Origin of the sequence: Dryocola sp. LX212 (genome assembly GCA_041504365.1) — a bacterium.
Taxonomy (GTDB): Bacteria; Pseudomonadota; Gammaproteobacteria; order Enterobacterales; family Enterobacteriaceae; genus Dryocola.
This window is the reverse complement of record CP167917.1, coordinates 3,999,483-4,022,222: the sequence shown is the minus strand read 5'-3', so window position 1 is coordinate 4,022,222 and position 22,740 is coordinate 3,999,483. Positions and strand designations below refer to the sequence as shown.

22 protein-coding genes are annotated in these 22,740 nt (G+C 56.0%); 12 read left to right on the top strand and 10 right to left on the bottom strand.

Annotated features, from left to right (window positions below; genetic code table 11):
* Positions 1 to 103 precede the first annotated feature (103 nt).
* From rpsO to mtr, 6 genes are all read left to right on the top strand, one after another.
* Positions 104 to 373, top strand: a complete 270-nt coding sequence (gene rpsO, locus ACA108_19285) for a 30S ribosomal protein S15 (GenBank protein XEX95448.1) — start codon at positions 104 to 106, stop codon at positions 371 to 373.
* 246 nt (positions 374 to 619) lie between these two features.
* The gene (gene pnp, locus ACA108_19280) at positions 620 to 2,749 is read left to right on the top strand and encodes a polyribonucleotide nucleotidyltransferase (protein ID XEX95447.1); all 2,130 of its coding nucleotides are present in this window, start codon (positions 620 to 622) and stop codon (positions 2,747 to 2,749) included.
* A gap of 119 nt (positions 2,750 to 2,868) precedes the next feature.
* On the top strand, positions 2,869 to 3,753 hold the full coding sequence (nlpI, locus tag ACA108_19275) for a lipoprotein NlpI (protein XEX95446.1): 885 nt from the start codon (positions 2,869 to 2,871) through the stop codon (positions 3,751 to 3,753).
* Positions 3,754 to 3,864: 111 nt separating this feature from the next.
* On the top strand, positions 3,865 to 3,942 hold the full coding sequence (yrbN, locus tag ACA108_19270; GenBank protein ID XEX98167.1) for a protein YrbN: 78 nt from the start codon (positions 3,865 to 3,867) through the stop codon (positions 3,940 to 3,942).
* Entirely contained in the window at positions 3,935 to 5,902 is a 1,968-nt protein-coding gene (locus ACA108_19265) for a DEAD/DEAH family ATP-dependent RNA helicase (GenBank protein ID XEX95445.1), read from the top strand. The genes yrbN and ACA108_19265 overlap by 8 nt, the downstream gene beginning before the upstream one ends.
* 158 nt (positions 5,903 to 6,060) lie before the next feature.
* On the top strand, positions 6,061 to 7,305 hold the full coding sequence (gene mtr, locus ACA108_19260) for a tryptophan permease (GenBank protein XEX95444.1): 1,245 nt from the start codon (positions 6,061 to 6,063) through the stop codon (positions 7,303 to 7,305).
* A 90-nt stretch (positions 7,306 to 7,395) separates the two neighbouring features.
* Here the strand turns inward: mtr and ACA108_19255 are convergent, their stop codons facing one another.
* The 3 genes from ACA108_19255 to ACA108_19245 form a co-directional block, all read right to left on the bottom strand.
* Positions 7,396 to 8,400: a luciferase-like monooxygenase gene (locus ACA108_19255; GenBank protein XEX95443.1), complete on the bottom strand. Its 1,005-nt coding sequence runs from the start codon at positions 8,398 to 8,400 to the stop codon at positions 7,396 to 7,398.
* Between the two features lie 94 nt (positions 8,401 to 8,494).
* Positions 8,495 to 9,379 carry a U32 family peptidase gene (locus ACA108_19250; GenBank protein ID XEX95442.1) on the bottom strand — a complete coding sequence of 295 codons (885 nt, stop codon included), beginning with the start codon at positions 9,377 to 9,379 and terminating at the stop codon, positions 8,495 to 8,497.
* A gap of 8 nt (positions 9,380 to 9,387) precedes the next feature.
* Positions 9,388 to 10,383, bottom strand: coding sequence for a peptidase U32 family protein (locus ACA108_19245; GenBank protein XEX95441.1), 996 nt, complete (start codon positions 10,381 to 10,383; stop codon positions 9,388 to 9,390).
* A gap of 245 nt (positions 10,384 to 10,628) precedes the next feature.
* Here ACA108_19245 and ACA108_19240 point away from each other — a divergent pair, with 245 nt between their 5' ends.
* Together ACA108_19240 and ACA108_19235 are read left to right on the top strand one after the other, a co-directional pair.
* Positions 10,629 to 11,153, top strand: coding sequence for an SCP2 domain-containing protein (locus tag ACA108_19240; protein XEX95440.1), 525 nt, complete (start codon positions 10,629 to 10,631; stop codon positions 11,151 to 11,153).
* Positions 11,147 to 11,653 (top strand): GNAT family N-acetyltransferase, encoded by a 507-nt coding sequence (locus ACA108_19235; GenBank protein ID XEX95439.1) that lies wholly within the window; start codon positions 11,147 to 11,149, stop codon positions 11,651 to 11,653. The genes ACA108_19240 and ACA108_19235 overlap by 7 nt, the downstream gene beginning before the upstream one ends.
* 113 nt (positions 11,654 to 11,766) lie before the next feature.
* Here ACA108_19235 and ACA108_19230 read toward each other — a convergent pair whose 3' ends face one another.
* The gene (locus ACA108_19230) at positions 11,767 to 12,066 is read right to left on the bottom strand and encodes a GIY-YIG nuclease family protein (protein ID XEX95438.1); all 300 of its coding nucleotides are present in this window, start codon (positions 12,064 to 12,066) and stop codon (positions 11,767 to 11,769) included.
* A 53-nt stretch (positions 12,067 to 12,119) separates the two neighbouring features.
* Between ACA108_19230 and ACA108_19225 the strand changes: the two genes are divergently transcribed.
* Positions 12,120 to 12,548, top strand: a complete 429-nt coding sequence (locus ACA108_19225) for a YhbP family protein (GenBank protein XEX95437.1) — start codon at positions 12,120 to 12,122, stop codon at positions 12,546 to 12,548.
* On the opposite strand, the gene ACA108_19220 is transcribed toward ACA108_19225, so the two are convergent.
* Positions 12,545 to 13,063 (bottom strand): type 1 glutamine amidotransferase domain-containing protein, encoded by a 519-nt coding sequence (locus tag ACA108_19220; protein XEX95436.1) that lies wholly within the window; start codon positions 13,061 to 13,063, stop codon positions 12,545 to 12,547. The two genes, ACA108_19225 and ACA108_19220, sit on opposite strands and share 4 nt — an antisense overlap.
* Before the next feature lie 101 nt (positions 13,064 to 13,164).
* On the opposite strand from ACA108_19220, the gene ACA108_19215 reads away from it, so the two are divergent.
* Both ACA108_19215 and ACA108_19210 read left to right on the top strand, forming a co-directional pair.
* Positions 13,165 to 13,818, top strand: coding sequence for an NAD(P)H-binding protein (locus ACA108_19215; protein XEX95435.1), 654 nt, complete (start codon positions 13,165 to 13,167; stop codon positions 13,816 to 13,818).
* An 85-nt stretch (positions 13,819 to 13,903) separates the two neighbouring features.
* Entirely contained in the window at positions 13,904 to 14,947 is a 1,044-nt protein-coding gene (locus ACA108_19210) for a permease (GenBank protein XEX95434.1), read from the top strand.
* Positions 14,948 to 15,034: 87 nt separating this feature from the next.
* Here ACA108_19210 and nrdG read toward each other — a convergent pair whose 3' ends face one another.
* From nrdG to ACA108_19195, 3 genes are all read right to left on the bottom strand, one after another.
* The gene (gene nrdG / locus ACA108_19205) at positions 15,035 to 15,499 is read right to left on the bottom strand and encodes an anaerobic ribonucleoside-triphosphate reductase-activating protein (GenBank protein ID XEX95433.1); all 465 of its coding nucleotides are present in this window, start codon (positions 15,497 to 15,499) and stop codon (positions 15,035 to 15,037) included.
* Entirely contained in the window at positions 15,500 to 17,635 is a 2,136-nt protein-coding gene (nrdD, locus tag ACA108_19200) for an anaerobic ribonucleoside-triphosphate reductase (GenBank protein ID XEX95432.1), read from the bottom strand.
* 296 nt (positions 17,636 to 17,931) lie between these two features.
* Positions 17,932 to 18,813, bottom strand: a complete 882-nt coding sequence (locus ACA108_19195) for a LysR family transcriptional regulator (GenBank protein XEX95431.1) — start codon at positions 18,811 to 18,813, stop codon at positions 17,932 to 17,934.
* Positions 18,814 to 18,914: 101 nt separating this feature from the next.
* Between ACA108_19195 and ACA108_19190 the strand changes: the two genes are divergently transcribed.
* Positions 18,915 to 19,448 (top strand): NAD(P)H-dependent oxidoreductase, encoded by a 534-nt coding sequence (locus ACA108_19190; protein XEX95430.1) that lies wholly within the window; start codon positions 18,915 to 18,917, stop codon positions 19,446 to 19,448.
* Between the two features lie 45 nt (positions 19,449 to 19,493).
* On the opposite strand, the gene treC is transcribed toward ACA108_19190, so the two are convergent.
* The gene (gene treC, locus ACA108_19185; protein ID XEX95429.1) at positions 19,494 to 21,152 is read right to left on the bottom strand and encodes an alpha,alpha-phosphotrehalase; all 1,659 of its coding nucleotides are present in this window, start codon (positions 21,150 to 21,152) and stop codon (positions 19,494 to 19,496) included.
* Between the two features lie 56 nt (positions 21,153 to 21,208).
* On the bottom strand, positions 21,209 to 22,627 hold the full coding sequence (gene treB, locus ACA108_19180; GenBank protein XEX95428.1) for a PTS trehalose transporter subunit IIBC: 1,419 nt from the start codon (positions 22,625 to 22,627) through the stop codon (positions 21,209 to 21,211).
* Positions 22,628 to 22,740: the final 113 nt, after the last annotated feature.

The following is a 22,740-nucleotide window of genomic DNA, read 5'->3' as shown; positions in this document are numbered from 1 at the left end:
CTTAGCATCGGGGCGTTTGTTTAACAATCTACCCGATGTGCACTGGGGTTGCTGAATTAGAGATCGGCACCCTGTCTATTTATCTATTATTCTGGAGTTGAAAATGTCTCTAAGCGTTGAAGCTAAAGCTAAAATCGTTTCTGAGTTTGGTCGTGGTACTAACGACAGCGGTTCTACCGAAGTTCAGGTTGCACTGCTGACCGCACAGATTAACCACCTGCAGGGTCACTTTGCAGAGCACAAAAAAGATCACCACAGCCGTCGTGGTCTGCTGCGTATGGTTTCTCAGCGTCGTAAACTGCTCGACTACCTGAAGCGTAAAGATGTAGCACGTTACACCAGCCTGATCGAGCGTCTGGGTCTGCGTCGCTAAGTCTTGCGAGTTTCAGAAAAAGGGGCCTTTTAAGGCCCCTTTTTTCAACCAGACGGCAGCAATTCTATGGAAACTAATGTATTGTTGCTGTGTGTGATCTTTGTTGCAGAGGTTCGCGCGGCTAATGAGAAGCTTGACCGCAGGGGCGGTTCAGGATTGTCATTAGTCGCGAGGATGTGATGAAGATCGGGTCATAACGACACCGCGTGAAGTCACCGGTAGTCTAAGAATCTTAAGGATATTATTTTGCTAAATCCGATCGTTCGTAAATTCCAGTATGGTCAGCATACGGTCACTATTGAGACCGGTATGATGGCGCGCCAGGCTACCGCAGCAGTAATGGTAAGCATGGACGACACCGCAGTATTCGTGACCGTTGTTGGTCAGAAAAAAGCGAAGGCAGGCCAGGACTTCTTCCCACTGACTGTTAACTATCAGGAGCGTACCTACGCTGCTGGTCGTATCCCTGGAAGCTTCTTCCGTCGTGAAGGCCGTCCAAGCGAAGGCGAAACCCTGATTGCGCGTCTGATTGACCGCCCGGTTCGTCCGCTATTCCCGGAAGGCTTCGTCAACGAAGTTCAGGTTATTGCCACCGTGGTTTCCGTAAACCCACAGGTTCACCCTGACATCGTTGCAATGATCGGTGCCTCTGCGGCGCTGAGCCTGTCTGGTATTCCATTCAATGGTCCGATTGGTTCTGCTCGCGTGGGCTACATCAATGACCAGTACGTACTGAACCCAACCGCAGACGAGTTGAAAACGAGCAAGCTGGACCTGGTTGTTGCCGGTACCGAAAACGCAGTATTGATGGTTGAATCCGAAGCAGAACTGCTGAGCGAAGACCAGATGCTGGGTGCAGTTGTGTTCGGTCACGAACAGCAGCAGGTTGTTATCCAGAACATCAACTCTCTGGTTGCCGAAGCGGGCAAACCACGTTGGGACTGGCAGCCAGAAGCTGTGAACGAAGCGCTGAACGCGCGCGTTGCAGCCCTTGCTGAAGCTCGCCTGAGCGACGCATACCGTATCACCGACAAGCAAGAGCGCTACGCGCAGATTGGCGTGATCAAAACTGAAGTTATCGCAGCGCTGCTGGCGGAAGACGAATCTCTGGATGACGCAGAGCTGAGCGACCTGCTGCACGCTATCGAGAAAAACGTAGTCCGTAGCCGCGTTCTGCGTGGCGAGCCGCGTATCGATGGCCGCGAAAAAGACATGATCCGTGGTCTGGATGTGCGTACCGGCGTTCTGCCACGTACTCACGGTTCCGCACTGTTCACCCGTGGTGAAACTCAGGCGTTGGTTACTGCGACCCTGGGCACCGCGCGTGACGCGCAGAACCTGGACGAGTTGATGGGCGAACGTACCGACAACTTCCTGTTCCACTACAACTTCCCTCCGTACTCCGTAGGCGAAACCGGCATGGTCGGTTCACCGAAGCGTCGTGAGATCGGTCACGGTCGTCTGGCTAAGCGTGGCGTTCTGGCTGTCATGCCTGAAGCTGACCGCTTCCCGTACACCGTGCGTGTAGTGTCTGAAATCACTGAGTCTAACGGTTCTTCTTCCATGGCTTCCGTTTGTGGTGCTTCCCTCGCCCTGATGGACGCAGGTGTGCCAATCAAAGCCGCGGTAGCGGGCATTGCGATGGGCCTCGTGAAAGAAGGCGAGAACTTCGTGGTTCTGTCTGACATTCTGGGTGACGAAGATCATCTGGGCGATATGGACTTCAAAGTTGCCGGTAGCCGTGAAGGTATCTCTGCGCTGCAGATGGATATCAAAATCGAAGGCATCACCCGCGAAATCATGCAGGCTGCTCTGAGCCAGGCTAAAGGTGCGCGTCTGCACATCCTGGGCGTGATGGAACAGGCTATCAACGCACCGCGTGGCGATATCTCTCAGTTTGCACCGCGTATTCACACCATCAAGATCAACCCAGACAAGATCAAAGACGTGATCGGTAAGGGCGGTTCTGTGATTCGTGCGCTGACCGAAGAAACCGGCACCACCATTGAAATCGAAGATGACGGTACTGTGAAAATCGCAGCAACCGACGGCGAAAAAGCGAAACACGCTATTCGTCGTATCGAAGAGATTACCGCAGAAATCGAAGTGGGCCGTATCTACGCAGGTAAAGTTACCCGTATCGTAGACTTCGGGGCGTTCGTTGCTATCGGCGGCGGCAAAGAAGGTCTGGTACACATCTCTCAGATCGCTGACAAGCGCGTTGAGAAAGTGACCGACTATCTGCAGATGGGTCAGGAAGTGCCTGTGAAGGTACTGGAAGTTGACCGTCAGGGCCGTGTTCGTCTGAGCATCAAAGAAGCAACAGAACAGTCCCCGGCAGAAGGCGCAGCACCTGCTGCTCCAGAAGCTGAGTAAGGTTTGACCCTTTAGCTCCTCATGGTGACGTGAGGAGCTGTTTATTACGGAGCAGGATGCTCCGTTTTAGCAGCCGGCGGACAGGATGTTCATTCAATTGTTGTCTTCGGGAGTAGGAAATGAAGCCTTTCTTGCGCTGGTGTTTCGTTGCGACAGCTCTTACGCTGGCAGGATGCAGCAACTCTGCCTGGCGTAAAAGTGAAGTCCTGGCGGTGCCATTGCAGCCGACTTTGCAGCAGGAAGTCATTCTGGCACGCATGGAACAGATACTTGCCAGTCGGGCTTTAACCGATGATGAACGCGCACAGCTTTTATATGAGCGCGGAGTGTTGTATGATAGCCTCGGCTTGCGGGCTCTGGCGCGAAATGATTTTTCACAAGCGCTGGCAATCCGCCCCGATATGCCTGAAGTATTCAATTACTTAGGCATTTATTTAACGCAGGCAGGCAATTTTGATGCTGCCTATGAAGCGTTTGATTCTGTACTTGAGCTTGATCCAACTTACAACTACGCGCATTTAAATCGCGGTATCGCCCTCTACTACGGTGGTCGTTATCGTTTAGCGCAAGATGATCTGCTGGCGTTTTATCAAGACGATCCCAATGATCCTTTCCGCAGTCTGTGGCTCTATATCGCTGAAAGCAATATTGACGCAAAACAGGCCAAGGAGTCGCTACAACAGCGGCTCGATAAATCGGACAGAGAGCAATGGGGATGGAACATTGTCGAGTTCTACCTGGGGAACATTAACGAAAGCACGTTAATGGAACGCCTCAAGGCGGACGCAACGGATAACACCTCGCTCGCTGAGCATCTCAGTGAAACCAACTTCTATTTAGGTAAGTTCTACCTAAGTCTGGGGGAAAAGGACAGCGCCACGGCACTGTTCAAGTTAGCGGTCGCTAACAACGTACACAACTACGTTGAGCATCGTTATGCATTGTTGGAATTAGCGCTCTTGGGCCAGGAGCAAGATGACCTGGCAGAATCGGACCAGCAATAGCTGACGAACAACGATCAGCCCATAAACTTTATCCATTAAAGTCATCACCTTAACGGGTGAGGGCGTTTTTGTTCGTTAATCAACCAAATTTGAGCCGGTTCACACTTTTCAATGAAAATTGCAGGTCAATTTCACGATGAGTTATGTAGACTGGCCGCCATCTACGAGGCACGTGTACTACATGACTGATATCATCGAGACTACTACTATCGAAACTACTTTTACCGATCTGGGCCTTAACGGCTCCATTCTCAAAGCGCTGAACGATCTGGGTTACGAAAAGCCCTCTCCAATTCAGGCTGAGTGTATTCCACAACTGCTGGCTGGCCGCGATGTGCTGGGCATGGCTCAGACAGGCAGCGGCAAAACCGCAGCGTTCTCTTTACCGCTGCTGCACAACCTTGATCCAGAGCTGAAAGCACCGCAAATCCTGGTGCTGGCACCAACCCGCGAACTGGCGGTTCAGGTTGCTGAAGCCATGACGGATTTCTCTAAACATATGCACGGCGTAAACGTAGTGGCCCTTTACGGTGGCCAGCGTTATGACGTACAGCTGCGCGCTCTGCGCCAGGGTCCACAAATTGTTGTGGGCACCCCGGGCCGCCTGCTTGACCATTTAAAACGCGGTACGCTGAACCTGTCCAGCCTGAAAGGTCTGGTACTGGATGAAGCTGATGAAATGCTGCGCATGGGCTTCATCGAAGATGTTGAAACCATCATGGCGCAGATCCCGGAAGGTCATCAGACCGCTCTGTTCTCTGCAACGATGCCAGAAGCGATTCGTCGTATTACCCGTCGCTTCATGAAAGATCCGCAGGAAGTTCGCATTCAGTCAAGCGTGACTACTCGTCCGGACATCAGCCAGAGCTACTGGACCGTGCACGGTATGCGTAAGAACGAAGCGCTGGTTCGTTTCCTTGAGTCCGAAGATTTTGATGCGGCGATTATCTTCGTGCGTACCAAAAATGCGACCCTGGAAGTGGCTGAAGCGCTGGAGCGTAGCGGCTATAACAGCGCTGCGCTGAACGGTGACATGAACCAGGCCCTGCGTGAGCAGACTCTGGAGCGTCTGAAAGATGGTCGTCTGGACATCCTGATTGCAACCGACGTTGCGGCCCGTGGCCTGGACGTTGAGCGCATCAGCCTGGTTGTTAACTATGATATCCCGATGGACTCAGAATCTTACGTTCACCGTATTGGCCGTACCGGTCGTGCGGGCCGTGCTGGCCGTGCGCTGCTGTTCGTTGAGAACCGCGAGCGTCGTCTGCTGCGCAACATTGAACGCACCATGAAGCTGACCATTCCAGAAGTTGAGCTGCCAAACCGTGAACTGCTGAGCGAGCGTCGCCTGGCTAAATTCGCGGCCAAAGTTCAGCAGCAGCTGGAAAGCAGCGATCTGGATCTGTACCGCGGTCTGCTGGCAAAAATTCAGCCTTCTGCGGAAGCTGAAGAAGCGCTGGATATCGAAACGCTGGCCGCAGCACTGCTGAAAATGGCTCAGGGCGAACGTCCACTGATCCTGCCACCAGATGCACCAATGCGCCCACGTCGTGAATTCCGTGAGCGTGACGAACGTTTTGAACGCAGTGACCGTGCTCCACGCGGTGACCGTGGCGACCGCGCTCCACGTGGCGATCGTCCTCAGCGTGATGGTGATGCACCACGTCGTGAACGTCGTGACGTTGGCGATATGGAACTGTACCGCATCGAAGTTGGCCGTGATGACGGCGTTGAAGTTCGTCACATCGTTGGCGCTATCGCTAACGAAGGCGACATCAGCAGCCGTTACATCGGTAACATCAAGCTGTTTGGTACGCACTCCACCATCGAACTGCCGAAAGGCATGCCGGGTGAGATCCTGCAGCACTTTACCCGCACTCGTATTCTGAACAAGCCGATGAATATGCAGCTGATGGGTGATGCGCAGCCACGTACTGACCGCGGTGGCGAACGCCGTGGCGGCGGTGCTCCTGCAGGCCGTGGTTTCGGTAGCGGTGAGCGTCGTGAAGGCGGTCGCGGTCCACGTCGTGACGGTCCGGCAGGCGCTGGCGCAGGCCGTAGCTTCAGCGGCGAACGTCGCGAAGGCGGTCGTGGCCCACGTCGTGAAGATGGCGCAGCACCTGCTCGTCGTCGCACGACTGAAGCTTAATTAGCCGAAGTTTATGCCTGCATTTAGCGTGCAGGCAGCCATAAAAAGTCCCGGTTAGCGATACCGGGATTTTTTTTATCCAAAGTGTACTCATGTACTGGTACAATACTCCGCATTCGGGCCGTCACTCTGGCGGCTCTCATGTTTCAGGAATGTGTATGACGACCTTATCGACCACCAAAGCCACGCCTTCTATCCTCGGCGGCGTGATGATCATTGGTGGCACCATTATCGGCGCCGGTATGTTTTCTCTTCCCGTTGTGATGTCCGGAGCCTGGTTCTTCTGGTCGCTGGCGGCGCTGATAGTCACCTGGTTCTGCATGCTGCACTCCGGCCTGATGATCCTTGAGGCCAACCTTAATTACCGCGTGGGGTCCAGCTTTGATACGGTCACTAAAGATCTGCTTGGTAAGGGCTGGAATCTGATCAACGGTCTGTCCATTGCGTTTGTACTTTATATCCTGACCTATGCCTATATTTCGGCGAGTGGCTCGGTGATCCACCACACGCTAAAAGAGATGTCCATCGACTTTCCGGCCAGGTTTGCAGGACTGATATTCGCCCTTGTGGTTGCGTTTATCGTCTGGCTCAGCACGCGGGCGGTCAGCAGGATGACGACGATTGTCCTCGGGGCAAAGATTCTCACCTTCTTTATGACGTTCGGCGGCCTGATGTGGCACGTGGAGCCAGCAACGCTGCTGGACAGCAAATCGCTGAACCCGAGCTATCTGCCTTATCTGTTTATGACGCTGCCGTTCTGCCTCGCCTCCTTTGGCTATCATGGCAACGTGCCGAGCCTGATGAAGTACTACGGCAAAGATCCGCAGACTATCAAACGCTGCCTGCTTTGGGGCACGGTGATGGCGCTGGTGCTGTATTCCATCTGGCTTGTCGGCAGCATGGGAAATATCCCCCGCGGCGATTTTATTGCGATTGCGGAAAAGGGCGGGAATATTGATGTGCTGGTCGGGGCGCTAAGCGGCGTTCTCAACAGCCGGGCGCTGGATCTGCTGCTGATTATCTTCTCCAACTTCGCCGTTGCCAGCTCGTTCCTGGGCGTGACGCTGGGCCTGTTTGATTACCTGGCCGACCTGTTCAAGTTTGACGATACCCCTGTGGGCCGCCTGAAAACCGCGCTGGTCACCTTTATTCCACCCGTTGTGGGCGGAGTGATTTGGCCGGATGGATTTATCTATGCGATTGGCTACGCGGGCCTGGCGGCAACAATCTGGGCGGCCATCGTGCCTGCGCTGCTGGCAAAAGCCTCACGCAAGAAGTTCGGCAGCCCAACTTATCGGGTCTGGGGCGGGAATAAAATGATTGCGCTGATCCTGGTCTTCGGGGTGGGCAATGCAGTTATCCATATTCTTTCGAGCCTGAATTTACTTCCTGTGTATCAATAACTTGTAGCTGTAGGTCGGGTAAGCGGCAGCGTCACCTGACAAAAAAAGGTGGATGGCGCTTGCGCTTATCCACCCTACAGGACCTGCGAACTACAAACTTTCGTGCACGTCCATCGCCAGATCGAAGGAATGCAGCCGTGCCTGGCTGTCAAAAATCTGCCCGTTGACCATGATTTCATCCGCCTGGGTTTCCCGCAGCAGCGAAATCAGCCCGTGACGTACTTTCGCTTTATCGCCTACCAGAGACATGCCCAGCGCCTGCTGCACTCCGTACTGCTCCGCCGGGCTCCAGACGTTTTCCATACTTTCGACAGGGGCCGGAAGCTGCCCTGACTCACCGCGACGTAATTTCACAAACGCCTGCTGCATAGAGGTAAACAGGAATTCAGCTTCGCGGTTGCTGTCTGCGGCAACGATGTTGATGCACACCATCGCGTACGGTTTTTCGAGACGTTCGGACGGTTTGAACTGGGCGCGATAGAGCTGCAGCGCCTGGAAAAGCATGTCCGGTGCAAAGTGCGAAGCAAAGGCGAACGGCAGGCCCATTTGCGCCGACAGCTGCGCGCTGTACAGGCTGGAGCCTAAAAGCCAGACGGGTATTTTACTGTTGTAGCCGGGAACCGGACGTACGGCCGGGTTCGGATCTTTGGCATCAAACCACGAAACCAGCTCGCTGACGTCGCGCGGGAAATTGTCGATATCGCCGCTCATATGGCGGCGTAGCGCCATCATCGTGCGCTGATCGCTTCCCGGCGCGCGCCCCAGCCCCAAATCAATACGGCCAGGATAGAGGGTTTCCAGCGTGCCGAATTGTTCGGCAATGACTAACGGAGAGTGGTTTGGCAGCATCACGCCGCCCGAGCCAAGACGCAGTGTCGTTGTGTTCGCGGCAAGATAGCCAATCAGGACCGATGTCGCCGCGCTGGCGATGCCGGTCATATTATGGTGCTCGGCAAGCCAGTAGCGGTGGTAGCCACGCTTTTCGGCCAGGCGAGCGAGATCGAGTGAACGATGGAACGCATCTGCTGCCTGCGATCCCTGTGGGATCGGGGACAGGTCCAGCAGCGAGAAGGGCACTTGAGTAGATTCAGACATAACGGCTCACTTTGTTTGGGTACTTCGTTTGCTGAGAATGCCTTCAGTATTGCCGAAATTCACCAACAGTTAAGTAACAAAGTGAGCCTTTTACCTAACCCCGGTCGACCAGCTCAAGCCCGGCGACCCGTCGCCAGTAGCCGTTGCAGTCGCTATTGGACTTCAGCTGCAGCGGATTATCGCCGTTTTCATTGGCGCGGTAGGTCTCCAGCACACGCAACGTATCCAGCCCCATCGGCGACAGGCGGACCATATCCACCAGCCCTTTCATGGAGGCCAGCTCGTTGCCGAGGTTATAAACGTAGCCGCTCATCGTCTGAATACCGTTGAGCACGAAGACCTGCTGGTTCTCCTGCGACAGCATATCGCGCCCGGTAGGATATTTGATGCAGCAGGTTTCACATTCGTCTTTCGCGCGGTCTTCCGAGCGGGCGGTGAAGCAGCGGGCGGAATAAGCAAGCGGCAGATGACCGTAGCTCAGGACCTCCACTTCAAACTGATTGCGGATACCCAGTTCGTCGCATTGCTTAAGCAGATTTTCCAGCCAGTTACGGGACAGCTCTACCGGCATACACCAGCGCGTCATCCCCTGTTTGAGCAGCAGCCGAAGCGTGACGGCGTTATAGCAGTTGAGCGCATGGCCTGCGACAAACGGCAGCCTGCGTTCGGCTGCCACGTTCACCGCGCCGATATCATTCGCTTCAATCAGAAAGTCGCCGTTATCCACGTAGCGCTTCAGCTCGTTAAGCTCGGACGGCGCCTGCACCAGCGCGAGGGTGGAGAGCACCACCTGCTTGCCCTGGCCCGCCAGCATTTTTGCCATCTCCAGCCAGTCGCCCACTTTGGTTGCGCGACGCTTGCTGCAAACGGCCTCGCCGAGATAAATCACGTCGGCGCTGCTTTTGGCTGCGGCCTGGTAAAAGCTTTCCAGCGTCTCTTTCGGCCAGTAGTACAGTACCGGTCCTAATGAATATTTCATCTGATTTCCTACTGCCATTTACGGTGATATGCGCCGAGCGTGGTTTGCGTGCCTTCGGCCATTGCACCCAGTGTGTCCATCCAGGCCTGCTGCGCGCGATAGTTTTCAGGATCGGCCATGCAGCGGTCGATGGCCTGACGCCAAACTTTGGCAACCTGGCTGACATAGGCCGGGCTGCGCTGGCGGCCTTCGATTTTCACCGAGGCGATATTAGCGGCGAGCAGCTCCGGCAGCAGTTCGAGGGTATTGAGACTGGTCGGCTCTTCCAGCGCGTGATACTTCTGATCGTCCACCAGGTAACGGCCTTTGCAGAGCGTCGGGTAACCCGCGTTTTCGACGTCTTCGTAACGATCGATAAGCACGTCGTTCAGGCGCGATTCCAGCCCCTGCGGCGTCTGTTGCCAGCGAACAAAGCGCGCCGGGGAGCAGGCGCCCACGGTGTTCGGGGATTCGCCGGTCAGATAGGAAGAGAGATAGCAGCGGCCTTCGGCCATGATGCAAAGGCTGCCGAAGGCGAAGACCTCCAGCGGCACCGGCTTGACGCGTGCCAGCTGCTTCACCTGATGAATGGATAACACGCGCGGCAGCACGACGCGGGCCACGTCGAAATTACGATGATAGAAGCGCACGGCCTCTTCGTTCGTTGCTGAGGCCTGAACCGAGACGTGGCGCTCAATATGCGGATAGCGATTTGCGGCATACTCAAGCATGGCCAGGTCCGCCAGAATCAGGGCGTCGGCCCCCAGCTCTGCCGCCATATCCACCGCACGCTGCCAGCGAACGTAGCCGTCCGGGTGCGCGAAGGTATTAATGGCAATGTGCAGCTTGCGGCCGCGCTGGTGCACGTAGCTCACGGCTTCCTGTAGTTTCTTTTCCGTGAAATTCAGACCAGCGAAATGGCGGGCGTTAGTGTCATCTTTCAGACCGATGTAAACCGCGTCGGCACCATTATCAATGGCCGCTTTCAGCGCCGGGAGATTTCCGGCAGGGCAAAGCAACTCCATAATTCATCCTGATTCATCGGGTACCCTTTAAAGGCGCCCGCGCCGCCTGCAAGGGCCGCAAAATTGTTAACGAACTGGGATTCTAGTTAACCTGTCGGCGACAAATTTTGATTTAAGGCAGCTAATGACGTATTGATGACATCCATTGGTGGTACGGATAAACCCATGGGTTTATTGATTTGCCCCGCTATCGCGAACGGCGGGTGTGGCAAAATAGCCAAAAATCTTTCTCAAGGAGTAAGCTCGTGTTGGATAAACTGCGTTCTCGTCTGGTACAGGTCGGCCCCTCTTTATTACGTACGCCGGTCAAACTGACGCCTTTTGCCCTGAAGCGTCAGGTGCTGGAGCAGGTGCTGGGCTGGCAGTTTCGTCAGGCGCTGGAGGACGGCGAGCTTGAGTTTCTGGACGGGCGCTGGCTGAGCATTGAAGTGCGCGATCTTGGTCTAAAATGGTTTACCTCCGTCCAGGACAAGAAGCTGGTTGTCCGCGAGGAAGCCCCGGTGGATGTTAGCTTTAGCGCGACGGCTAACGATCTGCTTTTGGTTGCCGCACGCAAACAGGACCCGGATACGTTATTCTTCCAGCGTCGTCTGGTTATTGAAGGCGATACGGAACTCGGTCTGTACGTAAAGAACCTGATGGATGCCATTGAGCTGGACGCGATGCCAAAACCTTTACGCGTTCTGCTGCTGCAACTGGCAGATTTCGTCGAAGCGGGCCTGCAGCACAAGCCCGTTCCAGACAGTAACTCGGTAGGTGAGCCATGCTAATTCGTGTAGAAATACCCATTGATGCGCCAGGCATCGACGCACTGCTGCGCCGCACGTTCAACGGTAACGGTGAGGCGGATCTGGTGAAAGATTTACGGGAAGATGGCCAGCTGACGCTGGGGCTGGTCGCCACCGACGATGAAGGTCAGGTGGTGGGCTATGTGGCCTTCAGCCCGGTTGCCGTAGAGGGTGAAGAGCTGCAGTGGGTGGGGCTTGCGCCGCTTGCCGTGGATGAAGCCTATCGCGGCCAGGGGCTGGCTAAGCAGCTGGTCTATGAGGGGCTGGATTCGCTCAACGAGTTTGGCTACGCCGCCGTTGTCACCCTGGGCGAGCCCGCGCTGTACGGGCGACTGGGCTTTGTACCAGCCACACAGCACGGCTTGCGCTGTGCCTGGCCGGAAACAGAAGCGTATTTCCAGATCCGCCCGCTGGCAGACGATGCGCTTAACGGCGTCAGCGGTCTGGTGGAGTATCACGACCATTTCAATCGCGAATTCTAATCCCCTTCATATTTCGCGCCACAGCGGTGTTGGCTGCACTCCCTCCCCCCAGTCACTTATTTATATAAGCTCCTGGGGATGAGCTCCCTTGCCGCCTGGCTGTGACACGAAATCTATAGGGGAGGGTGAGGATCCGCCAGGCCTGCCAGCAGGTCTTCAAAAGCCAGGCCGCCGCTCACCAGCCTCTCTTTTTGCGCTTTGGTCAGCTGCTTGATGCGGTATTCCAGACGCAGCGCCGCAGAACGGTCGCCCACCAGGTGACTAAACGCCAGCTTCAGCTCGCCTTTTCCCCGCAGGGCCTTGGCGCCTTTTCCGGATTGATGCTGCAAGAAACGGCGATCTACATCGGTGGTTATCCCGGTGTAGAGGCGGTTATCGGGGGTGCGGACTAAATAGAGATACCAGGTGGACATAGGACGGGCGCATAATTGAAATTCACTGCAGGGTAACATCGTTCAGGTTGGACATGGAAACACTTGATGCCATCAGCCGCTGGCTGAACAAACAGCACGTGCTTAGCTACTGCGTTGGCGGTAACGACGATTTATGGTGTGCTAACGCTTTTTATTACTATGATGCACAGCGCGTGGCCTTCTATCTGCTCAGCGAAACCTCTACGCGCCATGGCGGGCTAATTGGAGCGGGATCAAATGTTGCGGGCACCATCAACGGGCAGCCCAGAAGCGTCGCGCTGATTCGTGGCGTTCAGTTTCGTGGCCGAATCAAAATGATGGAAGAAAGCGAAGGCGCGACCGTGCGGACGCTCTACTGTAAAAAATTCCCGGTCGCGAGAGTGATGACCGCTCCCGTCTGGGAGATCCGGCTCGACGAGCTGAAAATGACGGACAACACTCTCGGCTTTGGTAAAAAGCTGCACTGGCTGCGGGAAAACTAGCGGCCTAACAGACGCAGCGCTTCGCGGTTAAAGGCCGGTAAATCTTCCGGCGTACGGCTGGTGACAAGCTGGTCTTTATCAACCACGACTTCTTTGTCATAGAAGTCCGCGCCTGCGTTTTTCACGTCAATCACTATAGGCTTCACCGCGGTTAGTTTGCGCCCGCGCACCACATCGGCGCTGATCAGCAGCTGCGGGCCGTGGCAAATAGCAAAGACCGGCTTGCCGCTGTTCATGAAGTCACGGGTGAAGGTCACGAAGCGTTCGTCGCCCCGCAGGCTGTCCGGGGAATGCCCGCCAGGAAGTAAAAGCGCGTCGAAATCTGCCGGGCGGACCTCATCAATGGCCTTGTCGATTTTAACTTTCGCTTCTCCCTGCTTGCCGGTAACTGTTTTTCCGGCCTGCTTCTCAATAGTGATAACCTCATGGCCCGCTTTGCGAAACTCTTCTGCGGGTGAAGTAAATTCTGAATCCTCAAATTCGTCGGTGATCAGGACCGCAATCTTCTTGCTCATAGTGCCTCCGTATTTATGGTTTCAGTCATTAAGCCTGGTTCACGAGGCAGACTTTGCAAGCGAAAAGGCTAGACTTAGAATCATCTGAATAAGGAGCTTCCATGAGCCGAGTACTGATTACCGGGGCCACTGGCCTGGTGGGTGGGCACCTGCTACGCCTGCTGAACGACGACCCGAAAATCACCCATATCACCGCCGCGACGCGCCGACCGCTGGCCGCCGAAATGGCAAAAGTCTCGAATCCCCACGACCCGCAGCTGAGCGACGCGCTGGTGCAGATTACCGAGCCGGTGGATATCGTTTTCTGCTGCCTGGGGACGACGATGCGTGAGGCGGGTAGCAAAGAGGCATTTGTGCTGGCGGACTATACGCTGGTGGTGGACACCGGCATTACGGGGCAGCGGCTGGGGGCGAGGCATATGCTGGTGGTCAGTTCGATAGGCGCTAACAGCAGCTCACCGTTTTTCTACAATCGGGTAAAAGGGAAGATGGAGGAGGCGCTGATTGACCAGCAGTGGCCGCGGCTGACCATTGCGCGCCCGTCCATGCTGCTTGGGCATCGGGAATCACAGCGGTTTAACGAGTCGCTGTTTGCTCCGCTGTTTAAAATCATGCCCGGTAAATGGAAATCCATCCAGGCCAGAGACGTGGCGCGGGCGATGCTGCAGGAAGCCGTTGCTCCCACCCATGAAGGTACTGCGGTTCTGGATTCCAGGGCGTTAAGGAAAATTGCCGGGGATGCTGGCGACAGGTAAGCGCGGCTTTCCAATAGCGGGGCGGCAGGCGTAGTATTAGCGGCAAATAATTATCACTACGTTAATACTCTCAGGGCACACCGTTATGCAAACTCAAACTTCACCCCGGGTGAGCGAGCCTTCGTTCGCCTGGTGGAAACCAGCGCTGTTCTTCCTCGTTGTGATTGTCGGGCTGTGGATAGTTAAATGGCAGCCGTACTACGGCAAAGCCTTTACCGCCGCCGACACGCACAGTATTGGTAAATCGATTATCGCCCAGCCGGAGGCGAACCCGCTGAAAGCGGCCTGGGACTACGCGATGGTTTATTTCCTCGCGGTCTGGAAGGCGGCGGTGCTCGGCGTGCTTTTAGGTTCGCTGATTCAGGTTTTAATCCCCCGGGACTGGCTCCTGCGCACGCTCGGCAAGCCGCGTTTTAGCGGCACGCTGTTCGGCACGCTTTTTTCATTGCCTGGCATGATGTGTACCTGCTGTGCGGCGCCCGTTGCCGCTGGCATGCGTCGTCAGTCGGTGTCGATGGGCGGCGCGCTGGCGTTCTGGCTGGGGAACCCGCTGCTTAATCCCGCCACGCTGGTGTTTATGGGATTTGTACTGGGCTGGCATTTCGCGCTGATTCGGCTGGCGGCGGGTATTGTCACGGTTCTGGGGGTAGCGACCATCGTGCAGTATTGGGTTAAGGATAAGCCGCAGGCCGTGGAGATCCCCCAACCGACTGTTTCGCGACTGCCAGAGGGGAACTTTATCCAGCGCTGGATGAAAGCGCTGTGGAGCCTGTTCTGGAGTACGATCCCGGTTTACATCATCGCGGTTCTGGTGCTGGGTGCGGCGCGAGTCTGGCTCTTCCCGCACGCGGATGGCGCGGTGAGCAATACGCTGTTCTGGGTGATTGCGATGGCGATTGCGGGCTGCCTGTTCGTTATCCCGACCGCCGCCGAAATTCCGATTATTCAGACCATGATGCTGGCCGGCATGGGCACTGCTCCGGCGCTGGCCCTGCTGATAACCTTGCCAGCCGTCAGCCTGCCGTCGCTGGTGATGCTGCATAAGGCGTTTCCGGCAAAAGCCTTATGGCTTACCGGTGGGCTGGTGGCGCTGAGTGGGGTGATAGTAGGAACGCTGGCGCTGCTGTAGTTGTAAGGTGGATAAGCGCAGCGTCATCCACCGTTTATCATTCCGGCGGGTGACGCTGTGCTTACCCCGCCTTAAGACATTGCGGCTTTATCGTAAATGATGAACGACCTGGTTACTGCTGCCCCGCCAGATTAGCGCCGGGTCTTTCAAATCCTGTACAAACTTGCCGTCGACCAGCACGTTGATGAGTTCGACCACGTCCCGCTGGCTCTCCGTCAGCTCATCCAGCTTATAGCCCGTCCACATCCAGATATCCTTGCCCGGGCATTCTGCCCGCACGCGCTGGACCAGCTTCAGAATATCCGGCACGTTTTGCGGATGCAGCGGGTCGCCGCCCGAAAGCGACAGGCCCTGGCGGCGCACACGGGTATCGTTCAGATCGCTTATGATCTGATCTTCCATCGCCGGGGTGAACGGCATGCCAGAATTCACCCGCCAGGTGCTTTTGTTATAGCAGCCGGCGCATTCATGCACGCAGCCGGAGACGAAGAGCGTGCAGCGGGTACCCGGCCCGTTAACGATATCGACCGGGTAATACTGATGCATGTTCACTTAGCCGATCTGCCCGTTGCCAAGGTGCTTGACGCGGCGCTTCACTTCTTCCTGCTTGCCGGCGTTGAACGGACGGGCGTCCGGGCTGCCCAGATAGCCGCAAACGCGACGGGTAACGGAGACGCGAGCCGCATCGTGGTTACCGCATTTCGGACAGGTGAAGCCCTTGCTGGTGCATTCGAACTCGCCGGTGAAGCCGCACTCGTAGCACTCGTCGATTGGCGTGTTGGTGCCGTAATACGGAACGTGTTTGTAGCTGTAATCCCAGACGTCTTCCAGCGCTTGCAGGTTGTGCTGGATGTTCGGGTATTCGCCGTAACAGATGAAGCCACCGTTCGCCAGCGGCGGGTACGGAGCCTCAAAGTCAATTTTGTCGTACGGGTTAACTTTCTTCTCAACGTCGAGGTGGAAACTGTTGGTGTAATAGCCTTTATCGGTGACGCCAGGCACTACGCCAAACTCGGCGGTATCCAGACGGCAGAAGCGGTCGCACAGGTTTTCACTTGGCGTGCTGTAGAGGCTGAAGCCATAGCCGGATTCCTCTTTCCAGGTGTCCGTTGCCTGACGCAGGCGGGCAACAATCGCCACGGCTTTCTCGCGCAGAGCTTCGCTGTCGTAAACGTGCTGGTTGCCAAACAGCGCGTTGACCGTTTCGTGAATGCCGATATAACCCAGGGAAATAGAGGCACGACCGTTTTTGAAGATTTCAGCCACGTTATCTTCCGCTTTCAGACGCACACCGCAGGCACCTTCCATATACAAAATTGGCGCCACGCGGGCCTTCACCCCTTCCAGGCGGGCGATGCGGGTCATCAGCGCTTTGTGGGCCAGCTCCAGACGGCTGTCGAGCAATTTCCAGAACGCGGCTTCGTCGCCTTTGGCTTCCAGCGCGATGCGCGGCAGGTTCAGGCTGATCACGCCGATGTTGTTACGGCCATCGTGGATCTGCTCGCCGTTCTCTTCATACACGCCCAGGAAGCTGCGGCAGCCCATCGGGGTTTTGAACGAGCCGGTTACTTTGACTACCTGATCGTAATTCAGGATGTCCGGATACATGCGCTTGCTGGCGCACTCTAGTGCCAGCTGTTTAATGTCGTAGTTCGCGTCGCCGGCCTTATGGTTCAGGCCGTCTTTAATGGCAAACACCAGCTTCGGGAAGACGGCTGTCTTACGATTTTTACCCAGCCCCGCAATGCGGTTGCGCAGAATAGAAGTCTGAATCAAACGGGATTCCCAGCTCGTTCCCAGGCCAAAACCGAAGGTGACGAACGGCGTCTGACCGTTGGCAGTGTGCAGCGTATTGACTTCATATTCCAGCGACTGGAAGGCGTCGTAGCACTCTTTCTCGGTACGGGAGAGGGCGTAGCCTTCGGCGTCCGGGATCTGCCACTCTTCGGCAGTTTTGCGATGTTTTTTGAAGCTTTCGGTCACAAACGGAGCCAGGACTTCATCAATGCGGTTAATCGTGGTGCCGCCGTAAATATGGCTGGCAACCTGGGCGATGATCTGTGCGGTGACCGCCGTGGCGGTAGAAATGGACTTTGGCGGTTCAATTTCCGCGTTGCCCATCTTAAAGCCGTGGGTCAGCATGCCTTTCAGGTCTATAAGCATGCAGTTAAACATCGGGAAGAACGGAGAGTAGTCCAGATCGTGATAGTGGATGTCACCACGCTCGTGCGCCAGCACCACGTCGCGCGGCAGCAGGTGCTGCTTGGCATAATGCTTGGCAACAATGCCCGCCAGCAGATCGCGCTGGGTTGGGATCACCTTGCTGTCTTTATTCGCGTTTTCGTTGAGCAGGGCGGAGTTGGTTTGTTCGACCAGGCCGCGGATCTCCTGGTTTAACCGGCCACGTTTTTCACGTTCAAGATCGCGGTCATGGCGATACTCGATATAGGCACGGGCCAGCTGCTTGTAGCTACCCGCCATCAGCTGGTTTTCTACGGCTGTCTGAATCTCGCCGATATCCACCTGGCTGCGGCCTTCCATCTGTGCGCTTACGATATCTGCGACGGTGGCACAATAGTCTGCGTCATCGACTCCCGCTGCTTTAGCTGCACGAAGAATGGCTTCTTTAATGCGCTCTGAAGTGAAAGGTACTTTGCACCCGTCTCTTTTCATCACATGCGGTGTCATGATCTCTCCATTTTTAAAATTGGTTATCCACAAAGGGACGGCAGGAACCGTTGCCTGATAGGGATATGTTTTGCCAAAGACTTCCGAATTTCTGCCCCTGTTATCCACAGGTAATGCCCAGAGTTATCCTATGGGTGTTGTTGCGATAATAGTCGATGGGTACAACATATGGGGTTGGAGTGCATTTTAAGGTCTATATATAGTGCTTGCACCAAAGATGTTTGAACTTTTATTGATGCAGGACAAAGTATTGCGGGCGTTGCAGGAAGGGTGCGGCGTCGGTTCGGAAAACAAATTTAAGCGCTGAATTTTTCGCGTAAATAGTCGACAAACACGCGGGTTCGCGGAGTCAGGCGGCCGCCCGGATATTTGACCCACAGCGTCTGCGGTGCGGGGTGAAAATCAGCCAGCAGGGGAATTAATTTCCCTTCCTGCACGGGGCGGGTGAGATACCAGTCGGCAAGATAGACGATGCCCATGCCGCTCAGGGCCGCATCAAGCAGGGCATCTGGCATGGTAGTGATAAACCACGCCGACTGCTCGTCGATCAGGTTCTCGTCGTTGAACCATTGCTGCAGGCGGCCATTGCCGGGATTACGGTGAACGAGACAGCGATGCTGCGCTAAATCATCAGGTTTTTTCGGCATTTCTTGCCTGGCGAGATAATCCGGCGATGCCGCCATAATCATGCGCATTGGGCGAAGTTCACGTGCAACTACCCGATTCTCTCTCAGATTTTTTTGCCCTATTGCGACATCGATACGCTCACCAATAAGGTTTACGCTCCGGGCATCCATAGAAAGTTCAAAGCGTACTTTCGGGTAGCGCCGCTGAAATTCAGCCAGTTCCGGCAGCAAAGCGTGACGGCCAAATCCTGGGATGACGCTAACGCGTAAAAGCCCCGCAGGTTCCGCTTCCGGATTGATCAGCGCCTGGTTCAGGGCATGCCACAGCGGGGCGATCTGTTCGCGCAAAGCCGCGCCTTCTTCGGTCAGTACGACGAAATGCGTGTTCCGTCCGAACAGGCTCATGCCGAGGCGCTGCTCCAGCTGACGCACGCTTTTACTTACCGCCGCAGGCGTGACGCCTAACTGACGCGCGGCGGCGGAAAAGCTCTGGCAGTCGGCGGCGGCCAGAAAGGCGGGAAGCAGGCGATGAACATCTTGCGGGAGCGACATGGCTTTAACCTTTGGTTGAAACTGATATGCACAGCTTGAGACTACAGGTAAGCGTGATGATTTGGAATGATAGCCGCATCTACCTTATGAGGCTGTGAAATATGAATAAGATCCTGGTCCTGGCGGCGCATCGCTATCCTGATAAATCCCGCATCAGCAAGGCGGCTATCGAGGCATTTACAGGCCTTGCGGACATTACCGTACATCAACTTACCCACGCCTATCCTGATTTCCAGATTGACGTTGAGCGCGAGCAGAACCTGCTGCGCAACCATGACACCGTCATTCTGCTGTTCCCCTTCTGGTGGTACAGCTCTCCGGCCATTCTCAAAGAGTGGCAGGATCAGGTACTGACATACGGGTTTGCCTACGGCAGTGACGGCAAGGTATTGCACGGTAAGAAGATGATGGTGATGACTTCGACGGGCGGCTCCGCGCAGGCCTACACGCCGGAAGGTTATAACCAGTATGCCGTGGACGCGCTGCTGCTGCCTTTCCATGCCATGGCAAATAAGACAGGCATGCTGTGGCAGCCGCCCGCGCTGGTGCAGGGCATGAACGACGCCACCGATGCGCTGATTGATAACGGCGTGAACTACTGGCTGGAAAGGCTACAGGAACTGCGTGGGATGTGAAAAGAGCAGGGCGGACAGGCGCAGGCGCCATCCGCCGCTTGTGTTTTACTTCTGCAGCCAGTAAACCGCCTCATAAGGCCGCAGGCTGATCTCTCCAGGCTTGCCTGAGGCTTCAGCATAGTTGCTCATCAGTATCTCCCAGCTGCCCTCAAAGGCATCCGGCTGCCACCACTGGTTATGGCGGCTGAGGTTTGCCGCGACCACCAGCGTCTGGCCCTGCCATTCCCGGCGGTAGCACCACAGATAAGGGTGTTCCGGCAGCAGATCCTGGTAGTTACCCCAGGTAAAAATCGGCTGGGCCTTGCGCAGTTTTATAAGCCGTTGGTAGGCATAAAACACCGAGTCCGGATCGTCCACCGCTCTCCTGGCATTGATCGTTTCGTAATTATCGCACAGGTTGATCCACGGCGTGCCGGTAGTGAAGCCTGCGTTCTCACCGCTGTCCCACTGCATTGGCGTGCGGCTGTTATCCCTGGATTTACTCGCGAGGATTGCCAGCAGGTTGTCGCTGTCGCGGCCCTGAGCGCGCAGCTCCGCGTACATGTTATGGCTTTCAACGTCACGGTAATCAATGATGCGGCTGAAGTGGGGGTTGGTCATCCCCAGCTCTTCTCCCTGATAGATATACGGCGTGCCCTGCATGCCGTGCAGCACCATGGCCAGCATCTTCGCCGCCGGAACCCGCAGCTCCCCTTCGTCCCCAAAGCGGGAAACGATACGCGGCTGGTCGTGGTTACACCAGAACAGCGCGTTCCACGCCACGTTGTGCATGCCCTGCTGCCAGTGGCTGAAAATGGCCTTTAGCGCCACAAAATCTGGCTCCGCCAGCGTCCATTTCTGCCCGCCGGGATAATCCACTTTCAGGTGGTGGAAGTTGAACGTCATCGACAGCTCATTGGCGTTCAGCGCCGCGTACTGCTGGCAGTTATCGAGCGTGGTGGAGGACATTTCGCCCACGGTCATCAGCTCGCGAGGTACAAACACGTCGCGGCTTAGCTCCTGCAAATACTCGTGGATGCGCGGCCCGTCGGTATAAAAACGGCGGCCGTCGCCCCCTTCGATATCGTTCGGGAAATCCTGGTCTTTCGAGACGAGGTTGATGACGTCGAGGCGCAGGCCGTCAACGCCACGGTCCGCCCAGAACTCGCAAACCTTTTTCAGCTCGGCGCGAACCTGCGGGTTTTCCCAGTTCAGATCCGCCTGCTCCGGGGCGAAGAGATGCAGATAGTACTGGCCGCTTTCTGCATGCCAGCGCCAGGCGTTACCGCCAAATTTCGAGCGCCAGTTATTCGGCAGCACGTCCGGCGTGCCGTCGCGCCAGATGTAAAATTCGCGGTATGGACTGTCCTTGTTAAGTGACTCGTGGAACCAGGCGTGCTGCGTGGAAGTATGGTTAAACACCATATCCAGAATGACGCGGATGCCGCGCTCGTGCGCACCGGCCACCAGCAGGTCGAAATCATCCAGCGTGCCGTAGGTATGGTCGATGGCGCAGTAGTTCGCCACATCATAGCCGTTGTCCACCTGCGGTGAGACATAAAACGGCGTCAGCCAGATGGCGTCCACGCCCAGCAGCTTGAGGTAGTCGAGACGCTTAATCACGCCAATTAAGTCACCGGTTCCGTTGCCGGTCGTGTCCTGAAAACTCTTCGGGTAGATCTGGTAGATGACACCATGCTGCCACCATGGAGGCGTTGTATTCATAGCGCTTTCCTAAAGCTAAGGGGCCAGCAGCTGGCCCCGGTTACATCAAATTAAACCTATACCACTAACAGCGTGCCCTGACGGTATTTGCGCTTGTACACCGCCGTCGTCAGGACAATCGGAATCACCACGGCAATCAGAATCGCGATGGAGTAAACCTCCCAGTAGCGCGGTTGAATGGACAGAATGCCCGGCAGGCCGCCGACGCCAATGCCGTTCGCCATCACGCCGTTCAGGCCGCAGAGCAGGCCCGCGATACCCGAGCCAACCATTGCGCAGAGCATCGGGAAACGGTACTTCAGGTTAATCCCGTACATTGCCGGTTCGGTGACGCCCAGATAAGCGGATATCGCCGCCGGAACCGAAATTTCACGTTCGTTGTGCTTGCGGCTGCAAATGATCACCCCAACCACCGCCGAGGCCTGAGCGATGTTAGACAGCGCGATCAGCGGCCAGACCGGCGTACCGCCCATGTTCTGAATCATCTGCATGTCGATAGCCAGCGTCGTCTGGTGCACGCCGGTAATCACCAGCGGCGCATACAGGAAGCCAAACAGCGCGGCCCCTATCGGCGCAAAGCTGCCGGTCATCAGGTGGCGCACGGCGAAGGCAACGCCGTCGCCAATCCAGCGGCCGAACGGGCCAATAAACGCGTGGGCCAGGAACACGGCCAGAATCAAAGAACACACGGGCACTATTACAAGATAGAGGTAATCCGGGACTATGCGTTTAAGACGCGTCTCAATAAAGCCCAGCGCCAGGCCAGCCAGCAGGGCAGGAATAACCTGTGCCTGGTAGCCCACCTTCTCAATGGTGAACCAGCCGAAGTTCCAGACCTCCGGGATTTTGGTCCCTAAATCGTAGGCGTTCATCAGCTGCGGCGACACAAGCGTTACGCCCAGCACGATACCAAGGATAGGCGTCCCGCCCATTTTGCGCACGGCGGACCAGCAAATCCCTACCGGCAGATAGAAGAAAATCGCTTCGCCAATCAGCCACAGGACGTCATAGATGCTCTGCAGCGACGGGTGCATCTGCGCCAGCGTCTGGCCGTTGCTCATCGGCAGATCGCCTATCACGTTACGGAAACCGAGGATCAAACCGCCGCTGATGAGCGCAGGCAGTAAGGGGAAGAAAATCTCCGCGAAGTGGGAGATAAGCTGCTCGTGCCATTTCATGTTCTGACGGGCGGCCAGCTTCGCCTGCTCTTTGTCCGCCGTGTTGTGGCCGCTGGTGGCGATCAGCGCCTTATAGTAATCGCCCACTTCCGGACCGATAACGACCTGGAACTGCCCGGCGTTGGTAAAGCAGCCTTTCACCATCGGCAGGGTTTCGATCTCTTTTGGACGGGCGATAGCCGTGTTGTTCAGTACAAAGCGGAGTCGGGTAATGCAGTGGCTCACGGTGGCGATGTTTTCGCGTCCGCCGACCAGCTCAATCAGCCTGTCTATGTCCTGTTGTTTTACTTTGCTCATAGTGGAATCCCGAGGTAAGGAGGAATGACCTGGCCGCAAGATTACCGATTAACGATTTTCGTGGAAATGGGAACGTTCCCGAAATCGGGTGACGATCACAATAAACTTGCGGT